The organism is Diaphorobacter ruginosibacter, assembly GCF_014395975.1.
GTDB classification, from domain to species: domain Bacteria; phylum Pseudomonadota; class Gammaproteobacteria; order Burkholderiales; family Burkholderiaceae_C; genus Diaphorobacter_A; species Diaphorobacter_A ruginosibacter.
Genome location: NZ_CP060714.1, coordinates 3,591,553 through 3,615,021, shown reverse-complemented (window position 1 = coordinate 3,615,021; position 23,469 = coordinate 3,591,553). Strand labels below are relative to the sequence as shown.

The 23,469-nt window shown below is 65.1% G+C and carries 17 protein-coding genes, 1 tRNA gene and 1 pseudogene; 10 read left to right on the top strand and 9 right to left on the bottom strand.

Going from position 1 to position 23,469, the window contains the following annotated elements; translation table 11 throughout:
• Positions 1-14 precede the first annotated feature (14 nt).
• A pseudogene (gene hpnD / locus H9K76_RS16450) lies at positions 15-853 on the bottom strand (presqualene diphosphate synthase HpnD).
• Between the two features lie 153 nt (positions 854-1,006).
• On the opposite strand from hpnD, the gene H9K76_RS16445 reads away from it, so the two are divergent.
• Positions 1,007-1,915 carry a UDP-2,3-diacylglucosamine diphosphatase gene (locus tag H9K76_RS16445; protein WP_187596420.1) on the top strand — a complete coding sequence of 303 codons (909 nt, stop codon included), beginning with the start codon at positions 1,007-1,009 and terminating at the stop codon, positions 1,913-1,915.
• Entirely contained in the window at positions 1,887-3,101 is a 1,215-nt protein-coding gene (locus H9K76_RS16440; RefSeq protein ID WP_187596419.1) for a glycosyltransferase, read from the top strand. The genes H9K76_RS16445 and H9K76_RS16440 overlap by 29 nt, the downstream gene beginning before the upstream one ends.
• A 49-nt stretch (positions 3,102-3,150) precedes the next feature.
• On the opposite strand, the gene H9K76_RS16435 is transcribed toward H9K76_RS16440, so the two are convergent.
• From H9K76_RS16435 to H9K76_RS16425, 3 genes are read right to left on the bottom strand one after another with little or no spacing between them, the layout of a single operon-like run.
• The gene (locus tag H9K76_RS16435; RefSeq protein WP_187596418.1) at positions 3,151-4,146 is read right to left on the bottom strand and encodes an ABC transporter substrate-binding protein; all 996 of its coding nucleotides are present in this window, start codon (positions 4,144-4,146) and stop codon (positions 3,151-3,153) included.
• A gap of 51 nt (positions 4,147-4,197) precedes the next feature.
• The gene (locus tag H9K76_RS16430; protein WP_187596417.1) at positions 4,198-5,844 is read right to left on the bottom strand and encodes an ABC transporter permease; all 1,647 of its coding nucleotides are present in this window, start codon (positions 5,842-5,844) and stop codon (positions 4,198-4,200) included.
• A gap of 17 nt (positions 5,845-5,861) precedes the next feature.
• Complete coding sequence (locus H9K76_RS16425) at positions 5,862-6,941, bottom strand: ABC transporter ATP-binding protein (RefSeq protein WP_187596416.1); 1,080 nt, start codon at positions 6,939-6,941, stop codon at positions 5,862-5,864.
• Positions 6,942-7,236: 295 nt separating this feature from the next.
• Between H9K76_RS16425 and H9K76_RS16420 the strand changes: the two genes are divergently transcribed.
• Both H9K76_RS16420 and serB read left to right on the top strand, forming a co-directional pair.
• Positions 7,237-8,142 carry a LysR substrate-binding domain-containing protein gene (locus H9K76_RS16420; protein WP_187596415.1) on the top strand — a complete coding sequence of 302 codons (906 nt, stop codon included), beginning with the start codon at positions 7,237-7,239 and terminating at the stop codon, positions 8,140-8,142.
• Positions 8,139-8,861, top strand: coding sequence for a phosphoserine phosphatase SerB (serB, locus tag H9K76_RS16415; RefSeq protein ID WP_187596414.1), 723 nt, complete (start codon positions 8,139-8,141; stop codon positions 8,859-8,861). Before H9K76_RS16420 ends, serB begins: the two co-directional genes overlap by 4 nt.
• A 31-nt stretch (positions 8,862-8,892) precedes the next feature.
• Here serB and hpnC read toward each other — a convergent pair whose 3' ends face one another.
• Positions 8,893-9,807 (bottom strand): squalene synthase HpnC, encoded by a 915-nt coding sequence (gene hpnC / locus H9K76_RS16410; protein ID WP_425489609.1) that lies wholly within the window; start codon positions 9,805-9,807, stop codon positions 8,893-8,895.
• Between the two features lie 84 nt (positions 9,808-9,891).
• Between hpnC and H9K76_RS16405 the strand changes: the two genes are divergently transcribed.
• The 4 genes from H9K76_RS16405 (at position 9,892) to H9K76_RS16390 (ending at position 16,077) form a co-directional block, all read left to right on the top strand.
• Positions 9,892-11,112 carry an efflux RND transporter periplasmic adaptor subunit gene (locus tag H9K76_RS16405; protein WP_187596412.1) on the top strand — a complete coding sequence of 407 codons (1,221 nt, stop codon included), beginning with the start codon at positions 9,892-9,894 and terminating at the stop codon, positions 11,110-11,112.
• A gap of 14 nt (positions 11,113-11,126) precedes the next feature.
• Positions 11,127-14,297, top strand: a complete 3,171-nt coding sequence (locus H9K76_RS16400; protein ID WP_187596411.1) for an efflux RND transporter permease subunit — start codon at positions 11,127-11,129, stop codon at positions 14,295-14,297.
• 88 nt (positions 14,298-14,385) lie between these two features.
• Positions 14,386-14,472: transfer RNA gene (locus tag H9K76_RS16395), tRNA-Leu, on the top strand.
• 342 nt (positions 14,473-14,814) lie between these two features.
• A complete protein-coding gene (locus tag H9K76_RS16390) occupies positions 14,815-16,077 on the top strand; it encodes an alpha/beta hydrolase family protein (protein ID WP_187596410.1) in 1,263 nt (420 codons plus the stop codon).
• A 166-nt stretch (positions 16,078-16,243) separates the two neighbouring features.
• Here the strand turns inward: H9K76_RS16390 and H9K76_RS16385 are convergent, their stop codons facing one another.
• The 4 genes from H9K76_RS16385 to H9K76_RS16370 all read right to left on the bottom strand — a co-directional run bounded on the left by H9K76_RS16385 (position 16,244) and on the right by H9K76_RS16370 (position 20,768).
• Positions 16,244-18,436, bottom strand: a complete 2,193-nt coding sequence (locus H9K76_RS16385) for a TonB-dependent receptor (protein ID WP_187596409.1) — start codon at positions 18,434-18,436, stop codon at positions 16,244-16,246.
• Between the two features lie 81 nt (positions 18,437-18,517).
• Complete coding sequence (locus tag H9K76_RS16380) at positions 18,518-20,167, bottom strand: PepSY-associated TM helix domain-containing protein (protein WP_187596408.1); 1,650 nt, start codon at positions 20,165-20,167, stop codon at positions 18,518-18,520.
• Positions 20,164-20,478, bottom strand: a complete 315-nt coding sequence (locus H9K76_RS16375) for a hypothetical protein (RefSeq protein WP_187596407.1) — start codon at positions 20,476-20,478, stop codon at positions 20,164-20,166. The genes H9K76_RS16380 and H9K76_RS16375 overlap by 4 nt, the downstream gene beginning before the upstream one ends.
• Positions 20,475-20,768, bottom strand: coding sequence for a hypothetical protein (locus H9K76_RS16370; RefSeq protein WP_187596406.1), 294 nt, complete (start codon positions 20,766-20,768; stop codon positions 20,475-20,477). Before H9K76_RS16370 ends, H9K76_RS16375 begins: the two co-directional genes overlap by 4 nt.
• A 524-nt stretch (positions 20,769-21,292) precedes the next feature.
• On the opposite strand from H9K76_RS16370, the gene tig reads away from it, so the two are divergent.
• Positions 21,293-22,606 (top strand): trigger factor, encoded by a 1,314-nt coding sequence (gene tig / locus H9K76_RS16365; RefSeq protein ID WP_187596405.1) that lies wholly within the window; start codon positions 21,293-21,295, stop codon positions 22,604-22,606.
• Between the two features lie 181 nt (positions 22,607-22,787).
• On the top strand, positions 22,788-23,396 hold the full coding sequence (gene clpP / locus H9K76_RS16360; protein ID WP_166069628.1) for an ATP-dependent Clp endopeptidase proteolytic subunit ClpP: 609 nt from the start codon (positions 22,788-22,790) through the stop codon (positions 23,394-23,396).
• The last annotated feature ends 73 nt before the right edge of the window (positions 23,397-23,469 follow it).

Genomic DNA, 23,469 nt, shown 5'->3' with positions numbered 1-23,469 from the left:
GCGGATGGGGCGGCTCACATGCGGCCCAGTGCCTGCATCTTCCAGGCCAGCCAGAACTTGCGCAGCGGCGTCAGGCTGATGCGCTGGTGCAGCACCTGGAAATTCTCGGCCTCGATCTCGCGCAGCAGCGTGCGGTAGATGCTGGCCATCATCAGCCCCGGCTTCTGCGTGCGCCGGTCGGCGGCGGGCAGCATGGACAGCGCCTCGTCGTAGAGCGCGTGCGCGCGTTCGGCCTGGAACCGCATCAGCCGGGTGAAGTTGTCGGAATACTTGCGGTTGAGGATCTCATGCGCCTTCACATCGAACTGCTGCAGCTCGGACACCGGCAGGTAGATGCGCCCCATCATCGCGTCCTCGCCGACGTCGCGAATGATGTTGGTGAGCTGGAATGCCAGCCCCAGCTTGTGCGCGAAGCCGGTGGTGGCGGAATCGGTCTGGCCGAAGATCTTCGCGGACACCTCGCCCACGACGCCAGCCACCAGGTGGCAGTAGCGGGCAAGGCCCGGAAAGTCGAGATAGCGGGTCTGCTCCAGATCCATCTGGCAGCCCTGGATGATGGCCTGGAATTGCTGTTCCTCGAGCCCGTACACGGGCACGTGCGGCATCATCGCCTGCATCACCGGATGGTTGGGCTTGCCGGCGAATGCCTGTGTCACCTCCGCCTGCCACCAGGCCAGCTTGGTGCGGGCCACGCCGGGGTCGGACACTTCGTCGACCACATCGTCCACTTCACGGCAGAACGCGTAGAACGCGGTGATGGCGGCGCGCCGGGGGCGGGCAGGAACAGGAAGGCGTAATAAAAACTGCTGCCCGAGCTGGCGGCTTTTTGTTGGACGTACTGTTCCGGATTCATATGGGAGGGGATTGTCCCATGGCTCCGGGGCCGGGGCGCGGGCGGGGGCTGTTTTCTCCGTGGTGCAGAGAGGCGAAGCATGCCGCTGCCTGTCATCGAATTGCCATGCCGGCGTCACACGCCTGTCTCCCCGCGTGCCCACCATGCGGTGTCATGAAACGCGATGACGCTCTGCTGAACGCCTGGAAATCCTCGTCGGCCGTTCCACCCGATGTGGTGGATGACATGCTCGACGCCTCGCGGCCTCCACGGCGGTTCCGGACCCTGTGGATTTCCGACCTGCACCTGGGAACACCCGGGTGCCAGGCCAGGGCGCTGCTGGATTTCCTGCGGCACACCGAATGCGAGACCCTGTTCCTCGTGGGCGACATCATCGACGGCTGGCAGCTGCGGCGCCAGTGGTACTGGCCGCAGGCGCACAACGACGTCGTGCAGAAGCTGCTGCGCAAGGCGCGCAAGGGCACGCGGGTGATCTTCATACCAGGTAATCACGACGAGTTCGCGCGGCGCTACCTGCAACTGGATTTTGGCGGAGTGCATGTGGCCGAGGACTGGATCCACGAGACCGCGGACGGACGCAAGCTCTGGGTGATCCATGGCGACCTGTTCGATGGCGTGATCCAGTGCGCGAAGTGGCTGGCCTACGTGGGCGACTCGCTCTATGAGTTCACGCTCAAGCTGAACCGCCATCTGAATTCCCTGCGGGCGCGCATGGGGCTGCCCTACTGGTCGCTCTCGAAATACCTCAAGCTCAAGGTCAAGCGCGCGGTGAACTACGTGGGCGATTTCGAGAATGCCGTGGCGCGCGAGGCCGGAAAGCGCGGACTGCAGGGCGTCGTGTGCGGGCATATCCACCATGCCGAGATGCGCGACATCGACGGCATCCTGTATGCCAACGATGGCGACTGGGTGGAAAGCCTCACGGCCCTGGCCGAGCATGCGGACGGGACGCTGGAGATCATCCAGTGGGCCGACGAGATGAAGGCGGCCCGCCGCTCCGGGACGCCGGACAAGGCAGCAGCGAAGGAAGCGCATGAAGCAGGCAGCGTTTCAGCGGTGTGAAACCTCGGGAGCGTTCGGCAACGGCGATGCGCCGCTGGTGGAGCTCATCTACTTCAATGCGGGCGGCGGGCACCGGGCCTCGTCCCTGGCGCTTGAATCGGCGATCGAGCGCGCGGGGCTGGGCTGGAAGGTCCGGCGCACGCATCTGTTCGATGTGCTCGATCCCCGTGCGCGGTTCCGCCAATGGACGGGCATGGAGCCCGAGGACGTCTACAACAAGCGCCTCGCGCGTGGATGGACGCTGGGGCTGGCGCAGGAGCTGCGCGTGCTGCAGCAGATGATCCGGTGGGGTCATCGCTCCCTGGTGCAGTCGCTCACGCGGTACTGGAGCCACGGGCGGCTTGCACAACCCGCGATGGTGGTATCGCTGATTCCCAATTTCAACCGTGCGATGGCCGATGCCCTGGCTGTGGCGCTGCCCGGCCGGCCGTTCGTCACGGTGATGACCGATCTGGCCGACTGCCCGCCGCGCTTCTGGGCGGAGCCGCGCACGCAGCAGGTCCTGGTGTGCGGCTCGCCCTTTGCGCAGGCACAGGCGCGCCTTGCCGGCATGGCGCCGCACAGGGTCTGGGGCGTCTCGGGCATGCTGCTCGGCGATGCATTCCACCAGCCGCCGATCGCGGATCGATGCGCGCAGCAGCAGGCGCTCGGGCTGGATCCGGGACGGCCCACGGGACTGGTGCTGTTCGGCTCCGAGGGTTCAAGAGCGATGCTCTCCATTGCGCGCCAGCTCAGCGGCACGCAGCTCATCCTTGCCTGCGGCCGCAATGCCGGACTGGCTGGCGAACTGCGGGCGCTGCCGCGCGAGGCCCCCACGCTGGTGCTCGACTACACGCGTGAAATGGCGCGCTACATGCAGCTGGCGGATTTCTTCATCGGCAAGCCGGGCAGTGGCAGCCTGAGCGAGGCGGTGCAGATGGGGCTGCCTCCCATCGTCGTGCGCAACGCCTGGACGATGCCGCAGGAGCGCTACTGCACGGAATGGGTAAGCGACAACGGACTGGGGCTGGTGCTGCCGAACTATCGCCGCCTCGCGCCTGCCGTGGAGCAGTTGCTGCAGAGGCTCGACGAGCGCAAGGCCGCCACCCGGCGCGTGCGCAGCGCGGCGGCGGTGCAGGTTCCTTTCGTGCTGGCGCAGGTGCTGGAAGCGGCCTCGCGCGCCGAAGGCATGAAAAAGGCGGCCTGAACCGAAGTCCGGCCGCCCTGGCGGATGCATGCGTGTGCTGGGGAGGGGGTCAGCGCGCCTTGCTCACGGCAATGTTCCACAGCGCCACCAGCTGTTCGTACTCCGCGGAAGCGGTGTCCTGATTCAGCGGGAAGATCTTGATCGATTTCAGGTCGGGCAGGCTGGTGAGCTTGGAGACCTGGATGTCGGTGCGTGTCGGGCGGCGGAAGTTCTTCACGAGTTCGGCTTCCTGCACCTCCTTGCTCATCAAGGCGTTGTACAGGGTCTTGGCGGCGTCCATGTTCTTCGCGCCCTTCACGAGGAACATGCCCTCGGGTGCCAGGTAGCTGCCTTCGCTGGGGTAGACCAGCTTGATCTCCTTCTGGCCGCCGGCCACGTATTCCTGCGCGGCGTATTCGATGGTCAGGCCCACGGGATACTCGCCCGCGGCAACGCCCTTGTAGGTGGTGCCGGATGACGAGGTCACGACCGCATTGGCCGCGATCTTCTCGAGCCCGTCCTTGCCGAACTGCTTGAGCAGGCCGTACACCAGCATATAGGCGGTTGCGCTCTTGCTGGGGTCCGTGATGGCGAACTTGCCCTTCCACTCGGGCTTCATCAGGTCGGACCAGGTCTTGGGGGCCGCCAGGCCCTTGAGCTGGCGCTCGTTGACCATCATGACCATCACATGCACGTTGGTGCCGATCCACAGGTCGTCCGGGCCACGGAACTCGGCAGGAATCGCCTCGATGCCGGGAGCCTTGTAGGGCTGCAGCAGGTCCTTGTAGGCGCCCAGCGTGCCGAAGCCACCGCTCCACAGCACATCGCCGCGCGGGTTCTTCGATTCGGCCTGGATGCGCTTCATCAGCGATCCCGTGCCGCCCGTGACCTGCTGCACCTTGAGGCTCGGCGCGGTCTTTTTCACCACGTCGAGAGCGGTCTCGATCGTTTCGGTGTTGTTGGACGAGTACAGCACCACGGTCTGTGCATGGGCCATGGTGGCGACCAGGCCGACGGCCGCGAGCGTGGATTGCAAGAGGACTTTGATTCTTGACTTGATTTTCATGACGGGGTCTCGCTCCTGTGGTTGAAAGATGGTGAGTGTGAAAAACGTTGTCTACTTGCTCGAAAACAAGTTGATGCGGAACACCTTGATCGACACGAAGATCGGCACCAGGATCACCGTCACCAGTGCGGCGCCGTAGGCGGATGCCAGGCCCAGGCGGCCTCCATCGACCTGCCGGAAGATCGCGATCGGCATGGTCTCCAGGCCGCCGCTGTAGACGACGACCGAGGCAGACAGCTCGGAGATGGTCGTCACCCACATCAGGATGGCGGCGGAGATCAGCGAAGCCTTCATCGCAGGCAGAACCACCTTGAAGAACGTCATCAGCGGCGAGACGCCCAGGCTGATCGAGGCCTCCTCGATGGACTCTGGAATGTTGAACAGCGTAGAGGTCGCGTTGCGCACCGCGAAGGGCAGCCGGCGCACCGCGTAGGCCAGCACCATGATTCCGGATGTGCCCGCCAGCACCAGCCAGCCGGAGTTGAAGGTCTGCACCAGCGCAATGCCCAGCACCGTGCCGGAAATGGTGAGCGGCAGCACGACGATGTAGTCGAGCAGCTGCGTCGCCGCATTGCGCTTCTTGATGGTGAGGTAGCTCACCAGCACGGCGAATGCAACGCCCACGACCGTGGCAATGGACGAGTACTGAAGCGAGTTCAGGATGGGCTCGGGCGCATGGCGGATGGCGCGCGTGAGGCTGTCGAGCGACCAACTGCCCCAGCGCATCACCGGCCCGCTGGTCGCGGTGAAAGCGGCGATGAACACCACGATGAGCGGCAGCAGGGAGGCCAGGATGATCACGCCCACCGAGCCGGTGAACAGCGCCGATTTCCATGAGCGCACGCGCTCGGGCGCAGGTGCCCGGCCTTGCGTCATGGTGTAGATCTTGCGTTCCACCACGCGCTTTTGCACAAACAGCACGATCGCCACGATGCCGATGGATACCACCGACATGGCACTCTGCAGTGCGGGGCTTCCGCCCATCTCGCTCACGAAGGTGTTGTAGGTCATCACCGAGAGCAGCGGAACGCGGCTGCCCAGCAGCATCGAGAGCGCGAAGTTGCCGACCACCAGCGTGAAGACGACGAGGGCGTTCACCAGCACGGCGGGCAGCATCACCGGCACCAGGACACGCCACTTGGTGACCAGCGGCGAGGTGCCCAGGCTCAGGCCCGCCTCCTCGAGCGACCCGTCAAAGCCGCGCAGTGCCGCGAGCACGCCCAGGTAGATGTAGGTGTAGTACACCAGCGTCATCGAGAAGATCATGCCCGTCCAGCCATAGAACGAGGGCAGCTCGATGCCGTGGTCTGCAAACAGGTTGGTGAGGATGCCGTTGTTGCCCAGCACCAGCAGCCATGACTGGCCGACGATGATTTCGGGAATCACGATGGTCAGCACCGGAAGCACGGCGACCAGGTTCTTGAGCGGGAACTCGTAGCGCGCCACCATGTACGCGAACGGCACGCCGACCAGCACGGTGCACAGCGTGACGCTGAAGCCCAGGATCAGTGTGTTCCAGAACGCCTTCACGTAGTCGGCGTCGTCCAGCAGCGATGCAAAGGCCTGCAGCGAGAAGCCGCCCTCATCGTTCAGCACACTGTTGCTGAACAGAACGCCGAGCGGGTAGAGCACGAAGAACCCGAGCAGGACCAGGCAGACGAGTGTCAGGAAACCCCAGGGCCACCATTTGATTTTCATGATGCGCGCTCCGCGATTCAGGCCGCCACCACGCGGCAGTCGGCAGGCACCAGCACCTGTACCCGGTCACCCTGGTGGAAATCGGCCACGGTGTTGCCCGCATGCAGCTCGACCCGTATTTCAGGGCCCGAATCCAGCTGGATGCGGTAGGCGGTCTTGAAGCCGAGGTACTGGCGCCGCAGCACCTGGCCGAGAACGGCGTTGGGGACATGCGGCGCGGGCGCCATCAGCGAAAGGTCCTCGGGCCGGGCGATCAGCACGCCGGCGCCTGCCGGAGCCGCCGCATCGGCCGCGTCCGCCACGCCGTTGAGCGTGTGGCCCGCCAGTTCGTAGCGCACATGTGGCGCGCCCTCGGAGGATGCCGAGGTCTTCACCTGAAGCACGTTGGCGGAACCGATGAAGTCGGCCACGTAGGCGTTGACGGGCGTGCCGTAGAGCTCCTCGGGCGTGCCCAGCTGCGCGATGCGGCCGCGGTCCATGATGGCAATGCGGTCGGACATGGCGAGCGCCTCTTCCTGGTCGTGCGTGACGAACACGGTGGTGATGCCGGCCTCCCGCACGAGATCGAGAATCACGTCGCGCATCTGCAGGCGCATCTTGGCGTCGAGGTTGGACAGCGGCTCGTCCATCAGCAACACGCGCGGGCGGATCACCAGGGCCCGGGCCAGGGCCACGCGCTGGCGCTGGCCGCCGCTCATCTGGGCAGGGTAGCGGTCGGCCAGGGCGCCGAGCCCCACCTTGTCCAGGGCTTCGGTCACGCGGCGCGAGATCTCGGGTTTGGCCACCCTGCGCGCACGCAGTCCATAAGCCACGTTGTCGAAGGCCGTCTTGTCGGGAAACAGCGCATAGTCCTGGAACACCATGCCGATGTCGCGATGATGGGTGGACACGCGCGTCACGTCGTCCTTGTCGAACAGCAGCCTGCCGGCATCGGGCTCGTAGAAGCCGGCGATGCAGCGCAGCAGGGTGGTCTTGCCGCAGCCGCTGGGCCCGAGCAGCGTGTAGAACGCGCCATCGGGGATGTGCAATGAGAGATTCTGCAGAACGGTGTTGCCGCCGAACTGTTTGACGATGCCGTCGATAGTGATGGATGCCATATGCAAGGACGCTGGTCACGGGATCGGTCCCGCGAATCGATGATAGGAAGCAGCGGGGTTCGCGGGCCAGCGGTTTTTTTTAGTGGCTGCGGTTAGTTTTTCTTATGGCTTGCTCCACTAAGATGTTCCGCTGTCACGAATCTGTCATGAACCCGTTCATGCACTCCATAACCAAAGGGAAAACCCGCAGTCTGTCGTCCTGGCCATGTTGAAGGTGAACATTCCGCTTCGCGAGACTGCTGTTTCTGCCGGTGCCCGCGTGCTGCGGGCTGCAGCCGGCCCGGCGCGCTGATCCATGGCCAAGCGCACGCTGCCGCCATTGAAGACGCTTCGTGCATTCGAGGCGGCTGCGCGGCTTGCCAACTTCACCGCGGCCGCCGATGAGCTCAGCATCACCCACAGCGCGGTCAGCCAGCAGATCAAGTTGCTGGAGGAATACCTGGACAGGCCTCTGTTCGCCCGCGAGGCACGCGGCGTGGTGCTGCTGCCCCATGCGCGCGAGTATTTCCTGGAGGTGCAGGCCTGCCTCGACCGCATATCGACCGCCACGCAGACGGTGAAGTCGCCCAGTGCGCCGCGCATTCTGCGGGTGTGCACCACGCCGTCGCTTGCCATGAAATGGCTGATTCCGCGCCTGGCGGAATTCCAGGACTGGGAGCCCGGAGTGGACGTGCAGCTCACCACCGTGAACCGCCGCTTCATCGAACAGGCGGATGCATCCAGCGACGTGGTGATTCTGCGGTTCCCATTGCAGCGCCCCGCGCATGCCTGTGTGCGGGTGATGGATGATTTCCTGCTGCCGGTGGCCTCGCCGCGTTTCATTCGCCGCCATGGGCTGCGGAGGCCCATGGACTGCCTGGGGCATCCGCTTCTGCAGGTGGCAGGGTGCATGGACGATTGGCCGCACTGGTTCGGCGCGGCGGGGCTCGAGGTGCCGTCGCAGTTGCCGGGGCCGGTGTTCGATCACCACTTCCTGTGTGTGCAGGCCGCGATGAACGACCTGGGCATCGCACTCGTGCCGCAGTGCATGGTGGAGGAGGACATCCAGGGCCAGCGCCTGCAGCCCCTGTTCGCGCAGCCACGCCTCACGGGCGCGGGGGTGTATGCGCTCTACCAGACCGAGAACGCGGCAGCACCCGCCGCGCGGCGGTTCGCGGATTGGCTGGTGGCATCCGCGGCGCAAAAGGAAGGAGCGACATGAGGGATCGAGAATTGAGGGAGTGGGCGAGCGGGCTGTTCACAAGGCGTGCTGCGCTGCCGCTGCGCTGGCAGGATTTCCGCCTGATCGCCTTCGACATGGATTCCACGCTGATTGCGTCGGAGACCGTGGACGAACTGGCCGAACTCGCCGGCCGCAAGGCGGAGATCGAAGCCATGACGCACGCCGCCATGGCGGGCCCGCATGTGGACTTCGAGCAGAACCTGCGTGCGCGGCTGGCGCTGCTGGGCGGGGTCCCCGAGACGCTGCTGCACAAGGTGCGCGACGAACACATGCCGCTCACGCCCGGTGCCTCCGAACTGATCGCGACCTGCCGGAGCCATGGACTGCGCTGCGTGCTGATATCGGGCGGCTTCACGCTCTTCGCCGACGCCCTGATCGGACGCCTGGGGCTCGACGAGATCCACGCCAACGTGCTGGAGATCGAGGCGGGTGTCTTCACCGGGCGCATCCTCACGCAGCCCGGACAGTCCTTCGTGGGTGCCGCGGGCAAGCGGCAGCGCCTGCTGGATGCCTGCGCGCGGATGGGCGTGCCGCCCGGACAGTCCATTGCGGTGGGCGACGGCGCGAATGATCTGCAGATGCTGGGCGCCGCCGGGCTTTCCGTGGCATTTCATGCGAAGCCCGTGGTGTGCGGGCAGGCCGATGTGGTGATCGAGCGGGGCGGCCTCGATCGGCTGGTCGAGCTGTTCGCCGACTGAGGAAGCGGATTCGCCCGGGCTGCCTGCGGGCTCACATCCAGAGCGCGCGCCAGAGCATCAGGGGGGCATCGGTCACCTGGATCCGCGGACGAGTGACCAGGCTGGCCCCCTGCAGCGCCTCCACCTTGTCGAGAATGCGCAGGCCGCCCTGCACCACGAGCCTTAGCTCCCAGCCGGCGCGGCCCTTGAGCGTGCGGACCAGCGGTGCGCCGGACAGCATCAGTGCGCGTGCCTCGGCTGCGCAGTGCATCACGAGCGCATCGGACTGTGCCGTGCGCCGCTGTGTCGCGATCGCGTCGCGCGCGACCCCGAACCGCAGGCACTCCGCATCGCTCAGGTAGTGGCGGCCGCGGGGCAGGTCGACACTCAGGTCCTGCCAGAAGTTGATGAGCTGCAGCGCGGAACAGATCGCATCGCTTTGCGCGAGCGAGCGGTCGTCATTCACCCCATAGAGATGCAGCAGCAGGCGCCCCACCGGGTTGGCGGAGCGGCGGCTGTAGTCGAGCAGTTCCTCGTGCGTGGCATAGGTGCGGGCGTCGCGTGTAAAGACGATGTCCTGCATGAACGCATCCAGCAGATCGTCCAGCAGGCGCACGGGCAGGGCGTGCCTCTGGATCTGCACCTGCAGCGGCGCGAACACCTGCACCCAGCGGGAGGCCGGGGCCGCGCCGCCGGCGACGCGCTGCAGTTCCGTCCGATAGTCGGCCAGATCCTGAAGGCGCTGCGCGGGCGTGGCATCGCCCTCGTCGGCGAGGTCGTCCGCGGTGCGCGCAAAGCCGTAGATCGCGGCGATGGGCTCGCGCAGGTGCGGCGGGCACAGCCAGGAGGCCACGGGAAAGTTCTCGTAATGCGTGACCGGCGCGGCCTGCAGGGGCGTCGGGTGGAGCCCGGCCTCGGGGGATTTCGAAGAGGACGGCTGGACGGATGGGGGCTGGGATGGGTTCACATCGCTATTGTCGCGCTTGACAAAGCACGGGCACCTCCCATAGATTACTAACCAGTCAGTCATTAATATTGAATGGATGCCGCCATGAGCATGTGCAATCCGGATGAGCCTGCAGGCGAATCAGGCCGAGGAATCGATGCAACGCCCCGCAACGGGGCGTTTTCTTGGGCGCGCGCGCTTCCGCTGGCGCTGACGCTGTCGTTCAGCGTGGCCGTCGTGGGCTGCTCGCGCAAGGAGCCCGAGCCCGAGCCGATCCGCTCGGTCAAGCTGATGACCGTGGGGGCCGCGCCGCTGCATGCGCAGCTGGAATATTCGGCGGAGGTGCGGGCACGGGTGGAATCACGCCTTGGCTTCCGCGTCCCGGGAAAGATCGTCGAGCGCCAGGCCGAGCTGGGCCAGAAGGTGAAGGCCGGCCAACTGCTGGCGCAGCTGGATGCGCGCGACTACCAGCTCTCGGCGCAGGCCGCGCAGGCGCAGGTGAATGCCGCCAAGACCCAGCGTGACCTGGCAGCGGCGGACTTCCAGCGCTACAGCAAGCTGAAGGAGCAGAGCTTCATCAGCGGCGCGGAGCTCGAGCGCCGCGAGGCATCGCTGAAGGCCGCACAGGCCTCGCTTGACCAGGCGAGCGCGCAGTTGGCATCGCAGGGCAACCAGGCGAGCTACACGCGCCTTGTGGCCGATGTGTCGGGAGTGATCACGGGCATCGACGCGGAGCCCGGCCAGGTCGTGGCCGCGGGAGCGTCCGTGGTGCGTATCGCCCAGGACGGCGCCCGGGATGCGGTGTTCTCGGTGCCCGAAGATAAGGTGGCGCAGGTCCGCGCGGGCCAGCCCGTGGCGATTCGCCCATGGGCCGAGGGTGCGAACCTCAAGGGGACGGTGCGCGAGGTCGCGGCAAGTGCCGATCCGGTCACGCGCACCTTCCTGGTCAAGGTGGCGATCGAGGGGGCACAGGTGCCGCCGCTCGGCGCCACGGTCTACGTCGAGCCCAGCGCGCTCGGCCGCGAAGGCGTTGTGGCATTGACGGTGCCGACCACGGCGCTGCGGCAGGAGGGTGGGCAGACGGCGGTCTGGATCTACGACGCGGCCTCGGGCACGGTGCGCTCGCAGGCCGTGCAGGTCGCCACGGCGGACGGTAACCAGGCGGTGATCGCCGGGGGCATCCAGCCCGGCATGCAGATCGTGGCCACCGGCGTCCACGTGCTGTCGCCAGGGCAGAAGGTTACGGTGTACCAGCCCAAGGGCAGCAAGCAGGACGCGGCGACCCCAGCCGCCGCCGCGCCCGCAACGGCCGCCAGCGGCAACTGAGGAACGGCCTGCCCATGTCCACCGAAACCCCGTCCCCGCAATCATCGCCCGAGCAGCCCAAGGCGCACTTCAACCTGTCGAAATGGGCGCTCGACCATTCGGCGCTCACGCGCTACCTGATGGTGGTGCTGATGCTGCTCGGCTTCGCCGCGTACTTCCAGCTGGGTCAGGACGAAGACCCGCCGTTCACCTTCCGCGCCATGGTGGTGCGTACCTACTGGCCGGGTGCCACCGCGCAGCAGGTGGCCGAACAGGTCACCGACAAGCTCGAGCGGACGCTGCAGGAAGTGCCCTATGCGGACAAGATCCGCAGCTATTCCAAGCCGGGCGAGTCGCAGATCATCTTCGAGATCAAGGACTCCTCCAAGCCGCAGGAGGTCGCCAACGTCTGGTACACGGTGCGCAAGAAGATCGGCGACATGCGCTACACGCTGCCGGGCAACATCCAGGGCCCGTTCTTCAATGACGACTTCGGCGACGTGTATGGCGTGATCTACGCGCTTTCCGGCGACGGCTACAGCTATGCGGAGCTCAAGGACTTTGCGGACGACGTGCGCCAGAAGCTGCTGCGCGTGAAGGATGTGGCCAAGGTCGAGCAGTTCGGCGTTCAGGACGAGAGGGTCTGGGTCGAGGTCTCGCAGAAGCGCCTTGCGCAGATGGGACTGGATTTCAACAGCGTGCTGCAGCAGCTCGGTGCGCAGAATGCCGTGGAAAGCGCGGGCGCAGTCAATACGCAGCAGGACATGGTGCAGGTGCGCGTGGGTGGCCAGTTCAGCAGCGTGGAGCAACTGAGCGCCATGCCGATCCGTGGAGGCAACGGCCATCAGCTGCGGCTTGGCGACATTGCCGAGGTGCATCGCGGCTACGTCGACCCCGCGTCGGTGAAGATGCGCTTCGACGGGCGGGATGTCATCGGCCTCGGCATCTCGATGACCAAGGGCGGCGACATCATCGCGCTCGGCAAGGCGCTGCGCGAGTCCACCGGAAGGATCCAGGCGACCCTGCCGGCCGGCGTGAAGCTGGCGCAGGTGCAGGACCAGCCCTCGTCGGTGTCCGACTCGGTGAACGAATTCGTGAAGGTGCTCATCGAGGCGGTGGTCATCGTGCTGGCGGTGAGCTTCATTTCACTCGGGCTGCACAAGGGCGGCCGTTTCGGCTGGTACATCGACTACCGTCCGGGGCTGGTGGTGGCCATCACCATCCCCCTGGTGCTGGCCGTCACGTTCCTGGCGATGCACTACTTCGGCATCGGCCTGCACAAGGTATCGCTGGGCTCGCTCATCATCGCGCTCGGCCTGCTGGTGGATGACGCCATCATCGCCGTCGAGATGATGGTGCGAAAAATGGAAGAGGGCTACGACAAGGTGCGTGCCGCGACCTTCGCCTACGACGTGACCGCCAAGCCCATGCTGACCGGCACGCTGATCACCGCGGCGGGCTTCCTGCCGATCGGCATCGCCAAGTCCGTGACCGGCGAGTACACCTTCGCGATCTTCGCGGTGACCGTGATCGCGCTTGTGCTGTCGTGGCTGGTGTCCGTGTATTTCGTGCCGTACCTGGGCACGCTGCTGCTCAAGGTGAAGCCGCACGATCCCGATGCGCCACCCCACGAGCTGTTCGACTCGGCGTTCTACACGCAATTCCGCCGCGTGGTGGGCTGGTGCGTGGATCACCGCTGGCTGACCATCATCGCCACCGTTGCCATCTTCACGCTCGGCATCATAGGCATGGGCAAGGTGCAGCAGCAGTTCTTCCCGGACTCGAGCCGTCCCGAGATCATGGTGGACATCTGGTTCCCCGAAGGCACGGCGTTCGCGGCGAATGAAGAGGTCACCAAGCGGCTCGAGAAACGCCTGATGGAGCAGGACGGCGTGGCCAGCGTCGCGACGTGGGTGGGCTCGGGCACGCCGCGTTTCTATCTGCCGCTCGATCAGGTCTTCCCGCAGACCAACGTGTCGCAATACATCGTGCTGGCCAAGGACCTGAAGCAGCGCGAGCAGATCCGCCTGCGCCTGCCCAAGCTCATGGCCGAGGAGTTCCCCGAGGTGCGCGGGCGCGTGAAGCTGCTGCCCAACGGTCCGCCGGTGCCGTATCCGGTGCAGTTCCGCGTGGTGGGCAGCGATCCGGATCACCTGCGCAAGCGGGCGGACGAGGTCAAGGACATCATGCGCGCGAACAGCAACATGATCGGCGTGAACGACAACTGGAATGAGTCGGTGAAGGTGATCCGCCTCGAGGTCGATCAGGCCAAGGCACGCGCCCTCGGCGTGACCAGCCAGTCCATCGCGCAGGCCTCCCGCACGATGTTCACCGGCACGACGATCGGGCAGTACCGCGAGAACGACAAGCTCATCGAGATCGTGCTGCGGCAGTCGCCCGACGAGCGCGAGGCGATCTCCGACATCGCCAACGCCTACCTGCCCACGGCCAGCGGCAAGTCGATTCCGCTCACGCAGATCGCCAGGCCCGTGTTCACCTGGGAGCCCGGCGTGATGTGGCGCTGGAATCGCGACTATGCCATCACCGTCCAGGGCGACATCGTCGAGGGCCTGCAGGGTGCGACCGTCACCAACGAACTGCTGCCGCAACTGCGTGCACTCGAGACGAAGTGGAAGGAGCAGGGCGATCTCGGCGTGCGCATCGAAGTGGCGGGTGCGGTGGAGGAGAGCAGCAAGGGCTCTGCCTCGATTGTCGCGGGCGTGCCCATCATGCTGTTCATCGTGTTCACGCTGCTGATGCTGCAGCTGCACAGCTTCAGCCGCTCGGTGCTGGTGTTCCTGACCGGTCCGCTGGGCATCGCCGGAGTGGCGGCGGCACTGCTGCTGCTCAACCGGCCGTTCGGCTTCGTCGCGTTGCTCGGCGTGATTGCGCTCATGGGCATGATCCAGCGGAACTCGGTGATCCTGATCGACCAGATCGAGCTCGACCGCGCCAAGGGCGTGGAGCCGCGCACCGCGATCATCGAATCCGCCGTCCGGCGCATGCGGCCGATCGTGCTGACGGCCGCCGCTGCCGTGCTGGCGATGATCCCGCTGTCGCGCAGCGTGTTCTGGGGCCCGATGGCCGTGGCCATCATGGGCGGGCTGATCGTGGCCACCGTGCTCACACTGCTGGCCCTGCCCGCGATGTACGCCGCCTGGTTCCGGGTCCGAAAGCCGGAGGAGGAGGCCGCGGTGTCCCGCTGAGGCGGCCGGGATTCCAAAACCAGGCCCGACTCAGGCTAGAATCCACGGTTTGACCTGTTCCGCGCCACGGCGCGGAATTCAAGAAACCGCGCGGGTGGCGAAATTGGTAGACGCACCAGGTTTAGGTCCTGACGGTGGCAACACTGTGGGGGTTCGAGTCCCCCCCCGCGCACCACAACCAAGAAAAGCGCCGCTGGAGAGTTCCAGGCGGTTTTCACGTGAAAGGCTGATTCCCGAAAGGGAGGTCAGCCTTTTTTATTGTTTGCAATCCTGTGTGGCGGCCGTTGCGGTGACGCGCAGAAGGTGCGAACCAAGGGGCTTGGGTTCAATGCATTCCGTCGTCGCCACGCTGCCAGCTGAAAACCGGTGTGTCTGATGGCGAAGTAGCTTCGGGGAGTTAAGGGGTTGCTATGTCCGTATATGCTCGATAGCCATGGATATAGATGGTTTGAGGACAACAAGAGGAATCAGGGTACGGCATGACTGGGCTGTTCGGGCTGCGGCCTGGGGAGTGGCCATGGCCCTGTGGTCGATGGGTGGCGTTCCGGCCCATGCACGGGACGAAGGCTTTGCATGGCCGCCCGTGATGTCGCAACTGCGCTCGGGGCCTTCTGAAAGCAGCGTGCCTGCGGAGTTGCCGACCGATGTGGTTGTTGAGGCGCCTGACGCCGCCTCTCCCGGCCACACCCATGCGCGCTGGAGCGGAGTCTGGCGAGGGTGGGCCTGTCCTTCGGCGCAATGCGATGTGAAGGTCGCCGTGGAGAAGCTGTCCTCCGATGGTGCCACCGTGGTCTATGCCGGCGCAAGTGCCATGCAGCGCTTTGCCGAGCGCGGGGAGGCGCGGTTCCTTGACGACGCACTGCAGATGAAGCTGCGCAATGGCTCCACTTTGCTGCTTCGACTGCGCGAAGACGGCGACATGGATATGTCGCTCTGGAGAAACGCGGCGCAGCTGCTCAGCTTTGGCGTTCTGACAGGGAAGCCCTTTCCCTACACGCGAACCGTGGAGCGCGTGCCGACTCCGTGGTCGGAGGCCGGGAATGCGCAGACGCTTGAAATGGTGGTCTACCGCCCTGCAGGGCAGGGGCCGTTTCCCACCATGGTGTTCAACCACGGCTCGACGGGGGCGGGAGACAGGCCCGAATGGTTCAAGCTGACCTGGTCCAGTCCGGAGGTGGGGCGCTATTTCACGGACAAGGGATGGCAGGTGGTGTTCCCGCAGCGGCGCGGGAGGGGGAACTCCGATGGGCTCTATGACGAGGGCTTCGAGCCGGATCGGTCACGCTATTCCTGCAAGGCGGCGCATGCCTTGCCCGGCCTCGATCGCGCCATGGTCGATCTCGACGCGGTCATGGCCCATCTGCACACGCAGGCCGACGTGGACATGCAGCGCCTGTTGATCGGCGGAGTCTCGCGCGGCGGCATTCTTTCGGTCGCGTATGCGGGCACGCATGTGGAGCAGAAATTCCTCGGCGTGCTGAACTTTGCCGGAGGCTGGGTGGGAGAGCGCTGCGCGGAGGCTGGCGACATCAACATTGCATCCTTTCGCCGCGGCGCCGCGTTTCCCCGCCCCGTACTGTGGGTGTATGGAGCCCGGGACTCCTTCTACTCGCTGGAGCACAGCCGCAGAAGTTTCGATGCGTTCATTGCAGCAGGCGGCAAGGGACGCTTCGTGACCGTGGCCCCACCCCATGGTGTCGATGGGCACTACATCCACACGCAGCCGGCGCTTTGGGAGCCCGCTGTCGGGGAGTACTTGGCGGGGCTGGCATCGCCTTGATGTCGAGGGCATGTGTTCCGCAGGGAGACTTTTCCTGAGTGCGCAGATATGGCCGCGGCCTGTACATCATGAAAAAAGGCCTGCATCAAACAATGCAGGCCTTCCTGTCTTGTAACCCGACCCGGCATGATCTGTCATCCGGGCATGGGTCGCAAGGACAGGTTTCTCAGAACGACACCGTAGCCGACACCCGATAGGTGCGCGGTGCGCCCGGCATCACGAAGCCGTCGGTGAACATGCCGATCCAGTACTTCTTGTCGGTGACGTTTTCCACGCTGGCATTGAAGCGCACGGGCGTAGCGCCGAACTTGGTTTCGTACTTCGCAGTCAGGTCCAGGCGGGTCCACGACGGCACGCGCAGCTTGTTGCCGGAATCCGCCCACTGGGCGCCCGTGTACAGCAGGCGACCGCCGGCCGTCAGGCCCTTGACCGGGGTGTCCCAGTCGAGGCCGATGCGGGTGCGCAGCTTGGGTACGCCGTAGTTTTCCAGGCCGGTGTTGATCTGCCGCGATTTGATGTACTCGACGCCGCTCAGCAGCGAGAGGGTCTGCGTGAGCTTGCCGAAGGCGCTCCACTCCAGCCCGCGCAGGCGCTGCTTGCCATCCAGCACCTGGTAGTTGCTGCCGTTGGTGACGATCGAGGGCTTTTCGATCTGGAAGGTGCTCACGGTGTGCGTCACTTCGCCGGACTTCAGCTTAACGCCGATCTCGCCCTGCTTGGTCTTCATGGGCGCCAGGGACTCGCCCGTGTTGGCGTAGCCCACGCCGACGATGCGGCCGGGCTCGAGGCCCTCGGTGTAGTTGGCGAACAGCGAGAGGTGCTCACCCCATGGACGCACGACCACGGCGGCCATCGGAGAGAGGTGGCTTTCGCTGTAGTTGGATGCGACGGCATTCACGCGCGGCGTCTTGATGGTCTGGTGGCGCAGGCCCAGGGTCAGCAGTACCTTTTCGTCGGCGAAGCCCATGGTGTCGGCCAGTGCCACCGAGCGGAATTCATTCTCCGTGGTGTAGCCCTTCCAGACGGGAGCCGAGGGGAAGGTCGGCGTCGTCGGGTCGTACATGTTGGTGGTGTAGCAGTAGTTGCACGCCGTGTTGTACGTCCCTTCCTTGTGCTTGAGGACGTTGAACGACAGCTGCATGCGGTGCTGGACGCTACCCGTCTCGAATTTGCCGATGGCGCCTGCTTCGGCGGTGCGGCGTTCCGATTGGGTATGCACGTTGTAGATTGCGCCGCGCGTGGTGCCGTCCGCACCCGTGACGATGGCGCGGGTGCCGAACAGCAGGCCCTTGCCCTCGGCCTCCGAGCCGCCGAGCGCCAGGTAGCCTTGCAGGTTGGGGCTGAAGTCGACCTCGGCGCGCGCCAGCACGCCGCTGTTGTCGTACTGGCCATGCGTGCCGCGGAACATGTTCACGTCGCCGCTGGGCGGGGGCAGCAGCGTGCCCACGCCGCGGATGGCGGAGCTGCCGAGGAAGCTGAACATGCCGGGGCTGCCGCCCTCGATCTTGTTGACGCTGTTGTAGGCGTCGAGCGACAGGCGGAAGTTGTCACCGAGGTAGTCGAGTCCGAGCGCGCCCATCTTGCGCTTCTGGGTCTCGTCCTTGGCGCCCATGTCGCCGGAACCATATACGCCGTTGACGCGGATGCCCAGGCGCTGCTCTGGGCCGAAGCGCTTGCCGACGTCGGCATGAACCTGCAGGTACGAGTCCGAGACATAGGTCGTGGTGATGTCCGCGATCGGCTGGGACAGCGCGCGCTTGGTCACCATGTTCACGGAACCCGCCACGCTCGCGAGCGGGGGCATGCCGGAGAGCAGCACGTTCGGGCCGCGCATCACTTCCACGCGCTCGAAGAGCTCGATCGGCACGGAGTTGGCGGGAGCGATGCCGTAGAGGCCGTTGGTGGCGATGTCCATCGCCGTCACGTCCAGTCCGCGCAGGTTGAAGTTCTGCAGCAGGTGACCCTTGTTGGTGGTGAAGACGACGGCCGCGTCATTCTCCAAAACATCCTGCAGCGACAGCGCGGACCAGTCTTCGGCCAGTTCGCGCGTGTAGGCGTTCACATGCACCGGCGCATCCACGATGGATGTGGCCCCCAGGATGCCCAGGCGCGCGCCGTTGGCGGCCTTGCGCCCCGGCGCCAACGCGGGCAGATCCTCGCGTTCGTATTTGTCGCGCACCGTGACCTGGGGGAGCGTGGCGGGCTGTTCCTTGGAGTCCTGGGCCGGTTGGGCGGACTGGACGGGGCTGGCGACCGGCGCATCTGCCGTCTGGGCGAGCGCTGCGGAACCGGTTGTGGCGGCCATCAGCGCCAACACGACGGCATTGAGCCGGGGCTTTTGAGAAGGAGGAATATGCATGGATATGAACTCGATGGATGATGAAAACAAAATGGGGTGGCTGGTCGAGGCCCGGACACGGGCCTCGACGGGGCTGTGCAATCAGTCCGCCTGGGTGCGAAGCGGACTGGCTTCCAGTTCCGGGCGTGGCAGGGATGCTCCCGCCCGGGTGGATGCCTCAACGGCCTTGGCCGCCTGTCCACGGCGCTGGCGCATCGCCAGCCAGCCGAAGAACAGGGCGAGCAGGGCACACAGGCCTTCAAGCAGCAGGAAACCGGATGAATGGTTCCTTGGGGCCACGCTGCCAGAGATCGACGGCGCGGCGTATTGCAGCAGCGCCACCAGTGGCAGCAGCGCGTTGCACGCTGCGGTGAACCACAGCAGGGGGACGGCGGCGCGCGCGGCGCTCATGCGCAGGGCGAGTGCGACGCAGCCGAACAGCAGGACATAGAACGTGGACTGGTGCACGAGATCGATACTGTCCACGTTGGCCAGGTGCGGCGCGAACAGGCGCGAGGCCACCAGCGTCGCGGGCAGCGCCGCGGCGCATCCCAGGCATACGCCGAGCGTGACACCCGACAGGATGCGCACATGCAGCGGCCGGTGCTCGATGTCCTGCGTCTTGCGCGCGCGTTTGGTGCGGGTTTCTATCCACAGCAGGTTGCCCGTGTAGAACAGCAGTGCTCCGCTCAGTCCGAGCAGCACGTAGAGCACGCGCACCGGGTCGCCTCCGAAGCTGCCGAAATGCAGGGAGAAGAAGCTGACGAGCGATGCGCTCAGTGCGCTGTCCTTGGCCCCGGGGAAATAGATCTTGTCGTAGATCTCGCCCGTGCCCAGGTTCACAAAGGCGAAGCCATACTGGGAGCCGCGCTTGAAATACCGGTCGTCTCCGCCCGCCACCAGCAGCGTGGTGCGCTTGCCCCCGAGCCCCACATAGTCGAGTGCCACGGGCTCGAAGCCGGGAACCTGCTCACGCACCTTGCGGACCAGTTCGCTGGGAGGCAGCCATTGGGAGCGCTCCACATTCGGGTGCTTCACGCTGTCACGCTGTACCGTGGCCTGCAGTCCATCGCGATAGATGAACTTGTCCTGCGCGTCGTAGATCCAGTCGTGCAGACCGAACACGGCCGCGCTCAGTGCAATCACGAGATGGAACGGCAGGCTGGCAACGCCCAGCAGGTTGTGTACGTCAAGCCACATGCGCTTGATGTTGGCGCCGATGCGCAGGTAGAACAGGTCCTTGACGAGCGAGGGCAGGAGCACGATCACGCCCGATACCAGCGCTAGCGCATACAGCAGCGACACAATGCCGATGATCGGCTCCGCCACTTCGAGCGACAGCGGCAGGCCGCCCTTGCGGTGCAGGTAGTCGACGAAGTTTCCGCTGTCGTTCGCTTCCTGGCCGAGGGGGACTTCGCGGACCACGCCGTCCTTGTGCAACTCGTACCATTGTTCTTCCTGGCCACGGTTGCCCAGGCGCAGCAGGGGCGTGGAGCGGCCGTCCTGCGCCAGGCGCAGGCTCAGGCGGCCCTTGGCATCGGGGTGCTGTGCCAGGAATTGCGCGAAGGCCTCGTCCGTGTCGTGGCTGACATTGGCACTGGAGATGGGGGCCTGCGTCCAGCGGCGGATTTCCGGCTCCAGCATGGAGAACGCGCCCGCATAGAACGCGATGAAAAGAAGCAACCCGCAGACGATGCCCACCCAGCTGTGGACATCGAGGTAGTCGCGCAGCGTCTGTGCCTTGATCTTCATTGCATCACCCACCACAAGCCGCCGACCACCGCGTTGGCCAGCACCAGCCCCCCCACGCATCGTGCGCGGCTGCGGGCCAGGAAAACGATTGAAAAGACCGTGCACCACAGTGGTATCACGATCCACATGGCGACCTGATCGCGCGCCGGAGCCACGGCAGGGCCGAGTCCGGTGTACATGAGCAGCCAGCTCGTCCACAGCGAGAACGGGAAACCCAGCAGCAGCCCGGCGATGCCCTTGAAGAACAGGTGGCGGGGCTCGGCCGCCTTGCGAGGGGTTGCGCCGCCCTCGGCGAAATCGCTTGCGCTCATGGTTTCCTCCGTTCGCGAAGCGAGGCTGTTCCCCGGCCCGTCCGTGATGCGAGCCACCAGCTCGCGCAGGGAAGGGCCAGCGCCAGCAGGCCGATGCCTGCGGAAAGGGTCTCCGCCAGACCGGCGCCGCTCTGGCCAATCATGAAGGTTCCCAGCCCCCAGAGAGCGAGGCCGGCGATGGCTCCCTTCCAGCCGCGCAAGGGGCTGGAGGAGCGTGGCGTGGCCAGGCACAGGAACCAGCTGGCCGCGGCAATGGCCAGACATCCCGGCATCCACAACATGGCATTCATTTGATGATAAAAGTCTAAATGATAATCGTTGCTATTTGTGTTGTGTGAAGAACCAGGCGCTCAATCGTCAAAGTGTTGCAGTGAGTTAACAACATGGTGCATCCGCGATGCGCGGCAGGCGCCACATCGCGAGCCTTGCGATCCTGGGTGGGCGTGCAGTGCGGGAAGTCCTTTCCCGGCGGAAGGAATAGGCGCGCCACGCAGTGCGGCACTGGGGTTTTCGTTGTCCCGGCCAGTCTCCATCCACCAGGGGCGCCCGTCGTTCGGATCGTGCGGAAGGGCGCTGGGTATAATGTTCGGTTTCGCGCAATCCAAAGCTGGAATTTGTCCGGCCTTGGCCCTGCATTTACCCGGTTTATCGGGTGCGAAGAAAAAATACCCTATAGGTTATTGATACACGCGGCGGGCCCTGTCTTCCTGGATGGGGTGCGGCGCGTACACGCAAGTGAGACTTTGGCGGAACACGGTGCAGACTGCCTGCGCTGCAGTCGGCTCGGTCCACAGCCCTGACACTAGGAACTACCATGGCCGTAACTGTTGAAAATCTTGAGAAGCTCGAGCGCAAAATCACGCTGAGCCTGCCCGTTGCCTCGATTCAGAACGAAGTCGAATCGCGTCTGAAGCGTCTGGCACGCACCGTGAAGATGGACGGCTTCCGTCCCGGCAAGGTGCCGATGAGCGTTGTCGCTCAGCGTTATGGCTATTCCGTTCAATACGAAGTGATGAACGACAAGGTCGGCGAGGCATTTGCCCAGGCCGCCAACGAAGCCAACCTGCGCGTCGCAGGCCAGCCCCGCATCACCGAGAAGGACGGCGCGCCGGAAGGCGAAGTGTCCTTTGACGCCGTGTTCGAAGTGTTCCCCGAAGTGAAGATCGGTGATCTGGCTTCCGCCGAAGTGGAAAAGGTTTCCGCCGAAGTGACCGACGCCGCCATCGACAAGACGCTGGACATCCTGCGCAAGCAGCGCCGCACCTTCGCGCAACGCGCCAAGGATGCCGGTGCCGACGACGGCGACCGCGTGACCGTGGACTTCGAAGGCAAGATCGATGGCGAAACCTTCGCCGGCGGCAAGGCTGAAGACTTCCAGTTCCTGGTTGGCGAAGGCCAGATGCTCAAGGAATTCGAAGACGCAGTGCGCGGCCTGAAGGCTGGTGAAAGCAAGACATTCCCGCTGGCTTTCCCCGAGGACTACCATGGCCAGGAAGTGGCCGGCAAGACCGCCGACTTCCTCGTCACCGTCAAGAAGATCGAAGCGGCCCACCTGCCTGAAGTGAACGAGCAGTTCGCCAAGTCGCTGGGCATTGCCGACGGCACCGTCGACGGCCTGCGCGGCGACATCCGCACCAACCTCGAGCGTGAAGTGAAGTTCCGCCTGCAGGCACGCAACAAGCAGGCCGTGATGGACGCTCTGGTGTCCAAGGCTGAGCTGGACCTGCCCAACGCCAGCGTGCTGTCCGAAATCAGCCGCCTGCGTGATGGCGCGATTGCTGACCTGAAGCAGCGCGGCATCAAGGACGCCGACAAGGCCGAGATCCCAGAGGACGTGTTCCGTCCTCAGGCCGAGCGCCGCGTGCGCCTGGGCCTGGTGGTGGCCGAGCTGGTCAAGGCCAACAAGCTGGAAGCCACTCCCGAGCAACTGAAGGCGCATATCGACGAGCTGGCCGCCAGCTACGAGAAGCCGGAAGACGTGGTGCGCTGGTACTTCAGCGATCGTCAGCGCCTGGCTGACGTGGAAGCCGTCGTGATCGAGAACAACGTCACCAACTTCGTGCTGGAAAAGGCCAAGGTCAACGACAAGGCCATCTCCTTCGACGATCTGATGGGCGCTCAGGCCTGATCTTTGCGGGACGTCCCGGTCTTGCCGCTATGATGGACGGCAAGTCAAAGCCATGACGTGGGGGCTTGTACTTTGCGGTGCAAGCCCCATTTCATTTCTGGTGACCTGAATGGGGCGGATTCTTTCGCCCGATCAGGATGGTTTGTACAGGTTTTCGTACGGTATCCCTCTGGAGAAATACATGAGTGCACTGGAAACGCAGGCCCTGGGCATGGTTCCCATGGTGATCGAGCAATCGGGACGCGGCGAACGCTCCTATGACATCTATTCGCGCCTCCTGAAGGAGCGCGTGATCTTCCTGGTGGGCGAGGTCAACGACCAGACCGCCAACCTCGTCGTGGCGCAGCTTCTGTTCCTGGAGAGCGAGAACCCCGACAAGGACATTTCGTTCTACATCAATTCCCCCGGCGGCAGCGTGACGGCCGGCATGGCGATCTACGACACCATGCAGTTCATCAAGCCCGACGTCTCCACGCTGTGCTGCGGTTTCGCGGCGAGCATGGGTGCGTTCCTGCTGGCGGCCGGAGCCAAGGGCAAGCGCTTCTCGCTGCCTAACTCCAAGATCATGATCCACCAGGTGCTGGGCGGCGCCCGTGGCCAGGCGACCGACATCGAGATCCATGCGCGCGACATCCTGCGCACCAAGGAGCAGATGAACCGCATCCTGGCCGAACGCACCGGCCAGCCCTACGAGAAGGTGAAGGCCGATACCGAGCGCGACTACTTCATGACGGCTCCCGAAGCCAAGGAGTACGGCCTCGTGGACGAGGTCATCTCCAAGCGCCCCTGATCATCCGATGGTCTGACGTCGGCGGCGCCGCCCAATGGCGGTGCTGCGGGGCGAGGCGTTTCTTCCGGGCCTG